Annotated in this window: 11 protein-coding genes; 5 read left to right on the plus strand and 6 right to left on the minus strand. The window is 68.8% G+C overall.

What is annotated here, in order from left to right; genetic code table 11:
• Position 1: 1 nt before the first annotated feature.
• Genes PMI12_RS00590 through gabT form a run of 5 tightly spaced genes read right to left on the minus strand, consistent with a single transcriptional unit; the run spans position 2 to position 5,619 of the window.
• Positions 2 to 820 (minus strand): ABC transporter permease, encoded by an 819-nt coding sequence (locus PMI12_RS00590; RefSeq protein WP_007827888.1) that lies wholly within the window; start codon positions 818 to 820, stop codon positions 2 to 4.
• Between the two features lie 22 nt (positions 821 to 842).
• Positions 843 to 2,066: an ABC transporter permease gene (locus tag PMI12_RS00595; protein ID WP_007827890.1), complete on the minus strand. Its 1,224-nt coding sequence runs from the start codon at positions 2,064 to 2,066 to the stop codon at positions 843 to 845.
• A 54-nt stretch (positions 2,067 to 2,120) separates the two neighbouring features.
• The gene (locus PMI12_RS00600; protein ID WP_007827892.1) at positions 2,121 to 3,149 is read right to left on the minus strand and encodes an ABC transporter substrate-binding protein; all 1,029 of its coding nucleotides are present in this window, start codon (positions 3,147 to 3,149) and stop codon (positions 2,121 to 2,123) included.
• 55 nt (positions 3,150 to 3,204) lie between these two features.
• Positions 3,205 to 4,299, minus strand: coding sequence for an ABC transporter ATP-binding protein (locus PMI12_RS00605; RefSeq protein WP_007827894.1), 1,095 nt, complete (start codon positions 4,297 to 4,299; stop codon positions 3,205 to 3,207).
• Positions 4,300 to 4,326: 27 nt separating this feature from the next.
• On the minus strand, positions 4,327 to 5,619 hold the full coding sequence (gene gabT / locus PMI12_RS00610) for a 4-aminobutyrate--2-oxoglutarate transaminase (RefSeq protein ID WP_007827897.1): 1,293 nt from the start codon (positions 5,617 to 5,619) through the stop codon (positions 4,327 to 4,329).
• 163 nt (positions 5,620 to 5,782) lie between these two features.
• On the opposite strand from gabT, the gene PMI12_RS00615 reads away from it, so the two are divergent.
• The 4 genes from PMI12_RS00615 to PMI12_RS00630 all read left to right on the plus strand — a co-directional run bounded on the left by PMI12_RS00615 (position 5,783) and on the right by PMI12_RS00630 (position 10,531).
• The gene (locus PMI12_RS00615; RefSeq protein WP_007827899.1) at positions 5,783 to 7,195 is read left to right on the plus strand and encodes an aminotransferase-like domain-containing protein; all 1,413 of its coding nucleotides are present in this window, start codon (positions 5,783 to 5,785) and stop codon (positions 7,193 to 7,195) included.
• 135 nt (positions 7,196 to 7,330) lie between these two features.
• Positions 7,331 to 8,380 (plus strand): ornithine cyclodeaminase, encoded by a 1,050-nt coding sequence (locus PMI12_RS00620; RefSeq protein WP_007827902.1) that lies wholly within the window; start codon positions 7,331 to 7,333, stop codon positions 8,378 to 8,380.
• A 7-nt stretch (positions 8,381 to 8,387) separates the two neighbouring features.
• Positions 8,388 to 9,428: a histone deacetylase family protein gene (locus PMI12_RS00625; protein ID WP_042672556.1), complete on the plus strand. Its 1,041-nt coding sequence runs from the start codon at positions 8,388 to 8,390 to the stop codon at positions 9,426 to 9,428.
• 128 nt (positions 9,429 to 9,556) lie between these two features.
• A complete protein-coding gene (locus PMI12_RS00630; RefSeq protein ID WP_007827906.1) occupies positions 9,557 to 10,531 on the plus strand; it encodes a Bug family tripartite tricarboxylate transporter substrate binding protein in 975 nt (324 codons plus the stop codon).
• Positions 10,532 to 10,567: 36 nt separating this feature from the next.
• Here the strand turns inward: PMI12_RS00630 and PMI12_RS00635 are convergent, their stop codons facing one another.
• Complete coding sequence (locus PMI12_RS00635) at positions 10,568 to 11,416, minus strand: HAD-IIB family hydrolase (protein WP_007827908.1); 849 nt, start codon at positions 11,414 to 11,416, stop codon at positions 10,568 to 10,570.
• A 94-nt stretch (positions 11,417 to 11,510) separates the two neighbouring features.
• Between PMI12_RS00635 and PMI12_RS00640 the strand changes: the two genes are divergently transcribed.
• Complete coding sequence (locus PMI12_RS00640; protein WP_007827910.1) at positions 11,511 to 12,506, plus strand: ABC transporter ATP-binding protein; 996 nt, start codon at positions 11,511 to 11,513, stop codon at positions 12,504 to 12,506.
• Positions 12,507 to 12,512 lie beyond the last annotated feature (6 nt).

The following is a 12,512-nucleotide window of genomic DNA, read 5'->3' on the forward strand; positions in this document are numbered from 1 at the left end:
TTCAGCGCCGCCGGCCGCGCAGCCATTCGAGCGCGAGCAGCAGCGTGGTGGTGAAGATGATCAGCAGCGTCGCCACGGCGGCGATGGTGGGCGAGATGTTCTCGCGGATGCCGGTGAACATCTGGCGCGGCAGCGTGACCTGGTCGGGCCCCGCGAGGAACAGCGTGACCACCACTTCGTCGAACGAGGTGGCGAAGGCGAACAGTGCGCCCGAGATCACGCCCGGCGCAATCACCGGCAGCGTGACGCGCATGAAAGTCCTGAACGGTGTCTCGCCCAGGCTCAGCGATGCGCGCACCAGGTTCTGGTTGAAGCCGGCCAGCGTGGCGAGCACCGTGGTCAGCACGAAAGGTGCGCCCAGCGCCGCATGCACCACGATCAGCCCAAGGTAGGTGTCGGCCAGGCCGAGCGGCGCGAAGTAGAGGTACGTGGCGACGCCCACCACCACGATCGGCACCACCATCGGCGAAATCAGCACGCTCATGAGCAGGCCCTTGAAGGCGAAGCTCGTGCGCGACAACCCCACCGCCGCCAGCGTGCCCAGCACGGTGGCCAGCACCGTGGCGGCCGGCGCGACGATGAAGCTGTTGCGCGCCGCACGCGCCCACTCGGGCGATTCGAAGAGGTTGCGATACCACCGCAGCGACCAGCCCGGGATCGGGTAGGCCAGGAACGAACTGTCGGAGAACGACAGCGGAATCACCACCAGGATCGGCGCCAGCAGGAAGGCTAGCACCGCGACGCAGCCGGCGCGCACCAGCCACCAGCCGAGCTTGTCGGCGAAGGTGGCATAGGCCGGGAATTGGGGAAGCTTGAACATGTTCGTCTGTCTTTCGTGCGGCTCATCCGAGGCTCAGCTCGGCCTTGCCGATGCGGCGGTAGACGGCATAGAGCACCAGCGTGGCCACCAGCAGCACGGCGCCCAGCGCGCACGCCATGCCCCAGTTGATTTCCACGTTGGTGTAGCGCGCGATGTAGTAGCTCAGCATCTGGTCGTCCGCGCCGCCGAGCAGCGCCGGCGTCACGTAGTAGCCGATCGCCAGGATGAAGACCAGCAGCGCGCCGGCGCCGATGCCCGGGTAGGTCTGTGGCACGTACACGCGGAAGAAGGCCGCCAGCGGCGAGCTGCCCAGCGAGACGGCTGCGCGCAGGTAGGTGGGCGGCACGCTCTTCATGACGCTGTAGAGCGGCAGGATCATGAAGGGCAGCAGGATGTGCACCATCGCGATGATCACGCCGGTGCGGTTGAACAGCAGCGCCAGCGGATGGTCGGTCAGGCCGATGCCCATGAGGCCCCGGTTGACCAGCCCCTCGGACTGCAGCAGCACGATCCAGGCAGCCACGCGCACCAGGATGGAAGTCCAGAACGGCACCAGCACCAGGATCATCAGCACGTTGGCCTTGCGCGCCGGCAGCGTCGACAGCCACCACGCCAGCGGATAGGCCAGCAGCAGGCAGAAGAAGGTGACGACGGCGCTGATCTGGAAGGTGCGCAGCAGGATGCCGGCAAAGGCGCGCTGGTCGGCGGGCATGCGCTCGATCTCGCCGGCCACGTCGCGCCGCAGGTCGACCGAGGCGAGCAGGTAGTCGGGCGTCCAGCGCGAGCCGTTCTTGGCGATCGCCTGCCAGTACGGCGCCTCGCCCCAGCGCGGGTCGAGCTCCAGCATGCGCGCCTTGACTTCTTCCGGCGTGCCGGCGATCGGCAGCGCCCGGAAGGTGCCCATCACCAGCGAGCGGGCGCCTGCGATCTCGGTGTTGAGGCGGCGCGCCAGGGCGCCCGCGTCGGAGCTGTCGGGCAGCTGGGCGAGATCGGCTGCCATGGCCGCAAAGGCCGCTGGCGCGGGCGCCTCCTTGCGGTTCCAGCCGTCGAGCGCACGCACGGTGCGCGGCAGCGCGTTGGCCACCTCGGGGTTCTCGACCGCGCGCTGCAGCAGCGCCACGATGGGCACCAGCAAGGTCAGCAGCAGGAACACCAGCAGCGGCACCGTGAGCGCAAAGGCGCGCCATTTGCGGCGGGCTTCGGCGCGCCCCAGCGCACGCCGAAGCTCGCCGGGCGGAGCCTGCATCGAAACCTGGGGGACAGACGTTGCCGCGTGCATGGCCTTTTTCGCGCCGTTCGTTTACTGCGTGGCCCAGGATGCGAAGCGCTTCTCGAGCGCCTCGCCCTGGTCGGCCCAGAAGCCGACGCTGAACTGCAGCGCATCCTTGGCGTTGGCCGCCGAGGTCGGCAGGTCGGCCAGCACCTTGGGGCTGAGCGAGGCCAGCGCCTTAGTGTTGGTGGGGCCGTAGGCGATGCTCTGGGCATAGACCGCCTGGTTGGCCGGCTGCATCGTGAACTGGATGTACTTCAGCGAGGCTTCCTTGTTCGGGGCGCCCTTCGGGATCACCAGGTAGTCGAGGTCGTAGATGCCGCCCGGCCAGTAGATCTTGAGGTCGCGGCCTTCGCGGTTGGCCGCGTCGATGCGGCCGTTGTACACCGTGGTCAGCACCACGTCACCGGCCACCAGGAACTGCGGCGGCTGCGCACCGGCTTCCCACCACTGGATGTTGGGCTTCAGCTCGGTGAGCTTCTTGAACGCGCGGTCGGCGCCTTCCTTGGTGGCGAGCACCTTGTACACGTCGGCCGGCTTCACGCCGTCGGCCATGAGCGCGAACTCGAGGTTGTAGCGCGCGCCCTTGCGCATGCCGCGCTTGCCGGGGATCTTCTTCACGTCCCAGAAGTCGGCCCAGCTGGTGGGCGCGGTCTTGAGCTTCTCGCCGTTGTAGGCCATCACGGTCGACCACACGAACAGGCCCACGCCGCAGTCGGTGACCGCGGCCGGCAGGAAGTCGGCCTTGCTGCCGATCTTCGAATAGTCGAGCTTCTCGAACAGGCCCTCGTCGCAGCCGCGCACCGCGTCGGGCGATTCGACTTCGACCACGTCCCAGGTGACCTTCTTCGTTTCGACCATGGCCTTGATCTTGGCCTGTTCGCCGTTGTATTCGACCGGGATGATCTTGGTGCCGGTCTTCTCGTAGGGCTCGTAATAGGCCTTCTTCTGGGCATTGGCGTTGGCGCCGCCGAAGTTGACCACGGTGAGCTGCTGCTGGGCGAGGGCCGGCAGCGCGAAGCTGGCGGCGACGATGCAGGCGAGGAATGTCTTTTTCATGATGGAAATCTTCCTGGGTGATGAAAGGAAACGAGGGAACAACAACGGACCGGGATCAGGGGGCATAGATGCGCGCGTGCGCGGTGGGGAATTCGAGCACCACCGCTTCGCCGGCCCGCGGCGCAGCGGCGCCGTCGAGGCCGTCCAGCGGCAGCTTCACGGTGGCTTCGGTCTGGCCGCCGCCGACGCTGCACAAGAGCCGCAGATGGTCGCCGTAGTAGATGACGCGCGCCACCTCGGCGGCGAGCATGTTGGTGCCCTGCGTCTCCGGCCGGCGGTGCAGCACCACGCGCTCGGGGCGGATGCAGGCCTCCACGGCCGCACCCGCGGCCGCGCCGCCGACGTTGAGCCCGCGCAGCACGCGGCCGTCGGGCAGCTTCATCTCGGCGTGCTCGCCGCCGCGGTCCAGCTGGCCCCTGAGCACGGTGCTGTCGCCGACGAAGCCGGCCACGAAGCGGTTGGATGGCGTCTCGTAGAGCCGGTCGACCGTGTCCAACTGCTGGATCACGCCTTCGTTGAACACTGCCACGCGGTCGCTCATGGTGAGCGCCTCGCCCTGGTCGTGCGTCACGTAGACGAAGGTCACGCCGAGCTGGCGGTGCAGGTCCTTGAGCTCGAGCTGCATGTGCTCGCGCAGCTGCTTGTCGAGCGCGCCGAGCGGCTCGTCCATCAGCACCAGCTGCGGCTCGAACACCAGCGCGCGCGCCAGCGCCACGCGCTGCTGCTGGCCGCCCGAGAGCTGGCCGGGCAGGCGGTCGGTCATGCCGCGCAGCTGCACCATGTCGAGCGCGCGCTGCACGCGGCGCTGCTGCTCGTCTTTCGAAACCTTGCGCACGGTGAGCGGGTAGGCCACGTTCTGGCCCACGCTCAGGTGCGGAAACAGCGCGTAGTTCTGGAAGACCATGCCGAAGTTGCGCTTGTGCGGCGGCGTGCGGGTGATCGGCTTGCCGTCGAGCAGGATCTCGCCCGAGGTCGGCGACTCGAAGCCCGCCAGCATCATCAGCGTGGTGGTCTTGCCCGACCCCGAAGGCCCGAGCAGGCTCAGGAACTCGCCGCGGTGGATGTCCAGGTCGAGCTGGCGCACCACCAGGTGTTCGCCGTCGTAGGTCTTCTGGACGCGCTGGAAGCGCACCAAGGGTTCTGCTGTCATGGAGGATTCCGGGAAAGGATCGGTCGATCAGCGCAGCGCGGCGAAGCTGTCCGCGAGAAGCGCCAGGCCTTCGTCCACAAGCAAGTCGGATGCCGTGAGCGGCACCAGTACACGAATTACATTGCCGTAGGTGCCGCATGACAGCAGGATTAACCCGCGCCGCGCCGCCTCCGCGACCACCTGGCGGGTCAGTGCGGCATCGGGCCGCGCGGTATCGCCCTGCTCGAACAGCTCGATGGCCACCATGGCGCCGAGCCCGCGCACGTCACCAATGGCCGGCTCGCCGGCCGCGATGCGGCGCAGGCCGGCCGTGAGCCGTTCGCCCAGCGCCCGGCTGCGCGCGAGCAGTTGCTCGTCGTCGAACACCTTGAGCACCGCGAGTGCCGCGGCACAGCCGATGGGGCTGCCGGCATAGGTGCCGCCCAGGCCGCCAGGCGCGGGAGCGTCCATCACCTCGGCGCGGCCCACCACGCCGGAGATCGGGAAGCCGCCCGCCATCGACTTGGCGGTGGTGATCAGGTCGGGCGCCACGGGCCACTGCTCGCTGGCGAACCAGGTGCCGGTGCGGCCCGCGCCGGTCTGCACCTCGTCGGCAATGATGAGGATGCCGTGGCGGTCCGCCAGCGCGCGCAGGCCTTCGACGAAGTCGTTGGGCGCCACGTAGAAGCCGCCCTCGCCCTGCACCGGCTCCAGGATGAAGGCCGCCACGCGCTCGGGCTCGATGTCGTTCTTGAACAGCAGCTCGACCGAGTGCAGGGCGTCGTCCACGCTCACGCCGTGCAGCGCGTTCGGGTACAGCGCATGGAACACCTCGCCCGGGAAGGGGCCGAAGCCGATCTTGTAGGGGGCGACCTTGCCGGTCAGGCCGAGCGTCATCATCGTGCGGCCGTGGTAGCCGCCCGTGAATGCGATGACGCCGGGGCGCCGGGTGTGGGCGCGGGCGATCTTGACCGCGTTCTCCACCGCCTCGGCACCGGTGCTCAGGAAGATCGACTTCTTCGCGAACGCGCCCGGCGCCAGTGCGTTCAGGCGCTCGGCCAGCTCCACATAGGGCTCGTAGGCCACCACCTGGAAGCAGGTGTGCGAATAGAGATCGACCTGCGCCTTCACGGCGGCACTGATCTCCGGGTGGCAGTGGCCGGTGTTGAGCACCGCGATGCCGCCGGCGAAGTCGATGTAGCGGCGGCCCTCGACGTCCCACAGTTCAGCGTTGGCGGCGCGGGCGACGAAGATTTCATGGGCCTGGCCCACACCGCGGGCGACGGCCGCGCTGCGGCGGGCCATGAGGGCGGCATTGCTGAGATTGGGTTCGCGTTGCATGGTACGACCTGTGCTTTGAAGGAGGAATGCCGGCACTCTAGGTCGCGCGAATCGATCCAGCCATGTACACCGGAAGTGATCGCCCGGAAGACTGTACTGGTCTTGTATCCTGTACATACTTTCCTCAATATGGTGCAGCCCGGACTGCCGGAGACGCCCCCCGATGCTCATTCTTCGCCCCGAACAGCCGACGCCGCTGGTAAGCCAGATCGTGGAAGGGCTGCGCGGACTGATCGGCTCCCAGAAGCTCAAGGCCGACAGCAAGCTGCCGTCGATCCGCGCCTTTGCCGCGGCGCACGGCGTCAGTGTTTTCACGGTGGTCGAGGCCTATGACCGGCTGGTGGCCCAGGGCCTGCTGGTCTCTCGCGCCAACGCGGGTTTCTTCGTCAAGCGGCGCAGCGACGAGAGCGCCGCCGGCGCGGCCAGCACGCCCCGCCCGGACCCCCGCTTCGACGCCCGCTGGTACCTTCAGCAGATCTTCGAAAACCGCAACCTGCCGCTCAAGCCCGGCTGCGGCTGGCTGCCGCACGACTGGCTGTTCGAGGACGGCATGCGCCGCAGCCTGCGCCACCTCGCCTCCGAAGGCACCGACATCGGCGGCTACGGCCTGCCCTTCGGCCACATGGCGCTGCGCATGGCGACGGCCGAGGCGCTGTCGGAGCAGCAGATCGTGGTCGATGCCGCCCAGGTCCTGCTGACCCAGGGCTCCAGCCAGGCCCTGGACCTGGTCGCGCGCCGGCTGCTCAAGCCGGGCGATGCGGTGCTGGTGGACGACCCCGGCTATCCGAACCTGATGTTCATGCTGCGCTTCCTGGGCGTGGAGATCATCGGCGTGCCGCGCATCCCTTCGGGCTACGACATGCCCGCGCTCGAGGCGCTGCTCGCTCAGCACCGGCCCAAGGCCTTCTTCACCCAGCCCCGGCTGCAGAGCCCGACCTGCTCGATGGCTTCGCTGCCGCAGCTGGTGCAACTGCTGCAGCTGGCCCAGGCGCACGACTTCACGCTGGTCGAGAACGACATCTACGCCGAGATGGACGCGTCGATGCGCCCCTCGCTCGCCAGCCTGGGGCAGCTGCGCCGCGTGGTCTACGTGGGCAGCTATTCGAAGACCATCTCGCCGAACATCCGCGTGGGCTACGTGGTCGCGCAGCCGGAGCTGCTCGATGAGCTGGCGCAGCTCAAGATGGTCTCGGGCCTCACCTCCTCCGACATCACCGAGCGCCTGGCCTTCGGCACCGTCACCGACGGCCGCTGGCGCAAGCATCTCAAGGCGCTGCGCGACCGCCTCGCGCAGGCGCAGGGCAGCGTCGCGAGGCGGCTGGACGCGCTGGGCTTCGAGCTGTTCCATGAGGCCGCGGCCGGCATGTACCTGTGGGCCCGGCACCCCGACATCGCCGACAGCTCCGAGCTCTCGCGGCGCGCCGCGGCCGAGGGAATCATGCTCGGCCCGGGCCAGCTGTTCCTGGTCAATCCGCATCCCACCGGCTGGCTGCGCTTCAACGTGGCCTTCAGCGAGGACGAGCGGCTCTGGCGCTTCCTGGAGCGCAGCATCGAAGAACAGCGCAGGTACGACTGACGTCGCTCGCAATGTCGCGCAAGCAGGCGCACAATGGCTTCAACCCTTGGCGCAGGCGCATCCTGAACCAGCCATGGTGGAGTAAACATGTGAGGGGATGAAGCGCCGCGGCAGGGCTACGCAAGGAGCCATGCCATGACCCGCTTCATCGATGTTCACAGCCTGGTCCGCCTGGTGGACGAGACCGGCGTTCCGCAGTTCCTCACGGCCCTGGCCGACGCGTTGCGCGACGATTTCCTGCGGTGGCGCGAGTTCGACAAGAAGGCCCGCGTGGCCAGCCATTCGCACCTCGGCGTGATCGAGCTCATGCCGGTGGCCGACGACGGCGCCTATGCCTTCAAGTACGTCAATGGGCATCCGAACAACACCCAGCTCGGGCTGCCGACCGTCATGGCCTTCGGCGTGCTGGCGGAAGTCGACACGGGCTACCCGGTGCTGCTTTCCGAACTCACGCTCACCACCGCATTGCGCACGGCCGCCACCTCGGCCATGGCCGCCCAGGCATTGGCGCGGCCCGGTTCGCGCAGCCTCGCGCTGATCGGCAACGGCTCGCAGAGCGAGTTCCAGGCGCTGGCCTTCCATGCGCTGCTGGGCATCGAGCAAGTGCGCGTGTACGACACCGATCCGCACGCCACCGACAAGCTGGTGCGGCACCTGTCGGCGTGCACGCCGCTGGACATCGTGCGCGCGGGCTCCGTGGCGGATGCCGTGCGCGGCGCCGACATCGTCACCACCGTCACCGCCTGCCAGGGGCGCGCGACCGTGCTCACGCCCGACATGATCGAGCCGGGCATGCACATCAATGCGGTGGGCGGCGATTCGCCCGGCAAGACCGAGCTGCACCCCGACGTGCTGTACAAGGCGCGCGTGTTCGTCGAGTACGAGCCGCAGACCCGCGTGGAGGGCGAGATCCAGCAGGTGGGGGCCGACTTTCCGGTGCACGAGCTGTGGCGCGTGCTGCTCGGCGAAGTGCCCGGCCGCGAAACTCCCACACAGGTCACGCTGTTCGACTCGGTCGGCTTCGCGCTGGAAGACTACACGGCGCTTCGCTACATACAGCGCCTCGCCACCGAGCGCGGCATCGGCCAGCAGATCGCGCTGGTGCCCGAGCTCGACGACCCGAAGGACCTGTTCGGCCTCACGGCCTCGGGCCGGCGCCGGGCGGTGCTGCGGCGTGCGGCATGATGGCGGCATGCTCACGATCTACAACGACCAGCACGTTCTTCACCAGGGCAGAGTCGAAATGTTCCGCGGCGAACTCGTGCCGTGCTTCGAGGTTCCGGCCCGCGTCGACCATGTGAAACACGAGCTGGAGCGCCGCCGCCTCGGCGCGCTGCAGGCGCCCGATGCCTTCGACGAGGCGCTGCTGGCCAAGGTGCATGCGCCGCGTTACCTGGACTTCATCGCGCATGCGTGGGATGAGTGGGTGGCGCTCGACCCGTCCAACGTGTCGCGCGATGCGCTGCCCTCGTACTGGCCCACGCGCGGCATGCGCACCGATGTGCTGCCGAAGAGCTTTCCGGCGCGCATGGGGCTGTTCTCGTTCGATGCCGGCACGCCGCTGATGGCGGGCAGCTGGGCCGCGGCGCGCCATGGCGCGGCCTGCGCGTGGACCGCGGCGCAGCGCGTCGTTGGCGGCGAGCGCGCCGCCTTCGCGCTCACGCGGCCGCCGGGCCACCATGCGGGCGCCGATTTCTTCGGCGGCTACTGCTTTCTCAACAACGCCGCGGTCGCGGCGCAGGCGCTGCGCGATGCGGGCGTCGAGCGCGTGGCCGTGCTCGACGTGGACTACCACCACGGCAACGGCACCCAGGCCATCTTCTACGAGCGCAGCGACGTGCATTTCGCCAGCCTGCACGGAGATCCGCTGACCGACTATCCGTACTACCTGGGCCATGCCGACGAGCGCGGCGCGGGGAGGGGCGAGGGCTTCAACCATAACCTGCCGCTGCCGCGCGGCACGGACTTCTCGGCGTGGCGCGCGGCGCTGAAGACCGCGCTCGAGCGCATCGCGGCGGTGAAGGCCGGCGCGCTCGTGCTCTCGCTCGGCGTCGACACCTTCGAGGGCGACCCGGTCGCGGGCTTCAGGCTCGGGAGCGACGACTACCTGCGCATGGGCGAAGACCTCGCGCGCGCGGGCCTGCCCACGGTGTTCGTCTTCGAGGGCGGCTATGCGGTGGCCGAGGTGGGCATCAACGCCGTCAACGTGCTCGAAGGCTTCGAGCAGGCGTAGCTGACGCGCGGGCGTCTCGGATGTGACGATGGCCCGGGTTTCCCCGTGGAAATCAGGGGAGCCCCGATTGCCTTCGCCAACGGGGCAAGGCCCAATTGGCGGTTTCAAAGTCAGGACCCCCGTCAGCCATGCTCCGCCGCTCCACCTTCCTCCGTACCGCCGCCACGCTCGCTGCCTGCAGCCTCGCCTTTCCGATAGCGGCCTTCGCGCAGGGCTTTCCCACCAAGCCCATCAAGCTGATCGTCGCGTTTCCGGCCGGCGGCCCGACCGACATCACCATGCGCCAGCTCGCCGACAACGCGAGCAAGATCCTCGGCCAGCCGGTGATCGTCGACAACAAGCCCGGCGCCGCCGGCACGCTGCCCGCGCAGGCGCTGCAGACCTCGCAGCCCGACGGCTACACCGTCGCGCAGATCCCGCTGGGCGTGTTCCGCATGGGCTACACCACCAAGATCAACTGGGATCCGCTCAAGGACATCACGTACGTCATCAACGTCACGGGCTATGCCTTCGGCATCGTCGTGCCTGCCAACAGCCCCTTCAAGACCTGGGCCGACTTTGTCGCCTACGCCAAGGCCAACCCCGGCAAGCTGACGTACGGCTCCACCGGCAACCTCACCAGCCCGCACCTGACCACCGAGATCGTCGCGCAGAAGGCCGGCATCGAGCTGCAGCACGTGCCCTACAAGGGCAGCGCCGACCTGATGCTCGCGGTGGTCAGTGGTCAGCTCATGGCTGCCGCCGACAGCACCGGCTTCGCGCCGCAGGTCGAGGCCGGCAAGCTGCGCGTGCTGAACACCTGGGGCGAGAAGCGCCTCGCGAAGTTCCCCGACGCGCCGACGCTGAAGGAACTTGGCTACGACGTGGTGCAGAACTCGCCCTTCGGCATCGGCGCCCCCAAGGGCACGCCACCCGAAGTGGTGAAGAAGCTGCACGACGCGTTCAAGCAGGCGATGGAAGAGCCGAGCTACGTAGCGGCGCTGGGGCGCTACGACATGCTGCCTAACTACATGAGTTCGGCGCAGTACACCAAGTTTGCGCAGGACACGGTGGTGCGGGAGAAGGTGGTGATCGAGAAGCTGGGGTTGGCCAAGGAGAAGTAAGCCTGCGGCTTTCATCCAGATTGCCCGTCGGCCCGGTCAGCCAGTGTCGAGGCCAGGGCGCGCCAAGATGATCGCGCGCGCTGCTTCGGCAAACCCCGCACCGCGCTCGCCCTGCGTCACATAGCGCGGCAGGTGTTCCAGCTGCGGCACGAAGCGCGCCACGTTCGCCACGCCGATGCTGTGCGCGAAGGTGCGGAACATCAACTGGTCGTTGGTGGAGTCGCCCACGTAGGCCCAGCGGTCCATCTCGTCGTCGAGGGCGCGGCCCCACAGCTCACGCGTGATCCAGCGCGCGCCTTCGAGCTTGTCGTTGTCGCCATACCAGCCGTTGATGTGGATGCTGCTCACGGTGGCGTGCATGCCCTCGCCGCGCATCAACGCCACCACCTGAGCGATCGTTGCGTCGCTCAGCTGAACGAACTCGCTGTGGTCGATGGCGATGTCGGTCTCGCGCCCCGGCGAGTCGGTAGCGCGGCCCACGCCCGGCAGCTCGCGCTCGATGCGCTCCAGCACCGCCTGCATGCGCGCGAAGTTGGCGGCGCGCGTGGCGGCGTCCTGCTGGTAGCGCTTCTCGACGCGGCCGTCGGCCGAGGGCAGCAGCGCCACAGCGCCGTTCTCCGCCACGATGGCGTCGATGGGCCAGGTGTTGACGAAGGGCAGGCTCCAGCCCACCGGCCGGCCGGTGATCGCCACGACGCAAAGGCCCGCGGCCTTGAGGTCGCCCAGCGCCTGCAGCGCATCGGGCGTGATCGCGCCTTCGTGGGTCAGTGTGTCGTCGATGTCGGTGAAGACGCCCACGAGTGCGCTGCGCGCGGCCGCCGGCCACTGGGCCAGCGGCAGCAGGTGATGGGGCGGGGAGGGCAAGGGAGGCGACTGCGATGGCATGGCGTGCATCTTTTGGGGAGTCGGTGATCGTAGCGGCGCTTTCGTGTAGCATCCCGCCCCCTGCCGCGCCATCGAGGCCGGAGCGGCGCCTTCCATGCCTCACATCCTCGTCGACCACCTCCGCAAGACCTATCGAATCTCCGAGCGCGATCCCGGCGTGATGGGCGCACTGCGCGGGCTCGTGCAGCGCCGGCACCGCACGGTGGAGGCGCTGTCGGGCGTGTCGTTCGCGCTGGAGAGGGGCGAGCTGCTGGGCTTCATCGGGCCGAACGGCGCGGGCAAGTCGACCACCATCAAGATCCTCGCGGGCATCCTGCGGCCCGACGGCGGGCGCGTGGAGATCGACGGCCGCGATCCCTTCGCCGACCGCGAGCGCCACGTGGCGCGCATCGGCGTGGTCTTCGGTCAGCGCACCCAGCTGTGGTGGGACCTGCCCGTGGGCGACGGCTTCGACCTGCTGCGCGACATCTACCGCGTCGACCCGCAGCGCTACCGCCGCACGCGCGACGAACTGGTCGCGCTGCTGCACCTGGAACGCGTGCTCGACCAGCCGGTGCGGCAGCTCTCGCTGGGCCAGCGCATGCGCGCGGAGATCGCTGCGGCGCTGCTGCACGAGCCCGACATCCTGTTCCTCGACGAGCCGACCATCGGGCTCGATGCACCGTCGAAGCTGGCGGTGCGCGACTTCGTGCGCCGCGCCAACCGCGAGCGCGGCACCACCGTGCTGCTGACGACGCACGACATGCACGACATCGAGGCGCTGGCCCGGCGCGTGATCATCATCGGCCACGGCCGCGTGCTGGCCGACAGCCCGGTCGAGGCGCTGCGCGCGCAGGTGATGGCGGAGCGGCGGCTGGTGGTCGACTTCGCGCAGGACGTCGAGCTGCCCGAACGGGTGGCCGGCGCGAGGATGCATTCGCGCGACGGGCAGACACTGGTGCTGGACTTCGATCCGGCCGTGACCACGGCGCCCGCGCTGATCGCGCGCATCGCGGCCACGCATGCGGTGGAGGACATCCGCCTTGAAGGCCTGGCGATCGAGGCCGTCATCGCACGCTTTTATGCGATGCATGGGGCGGCCGAAGCGTGATGATGC

This window comes from Variovorax sp. CF313 (assembly GCF_000282635.1).
Lineage (GTDB): Bacteria > Pseudomonadota > Gammaproteobacteria > Burkholderiales > Burkholderiaceae_C > Variovorax.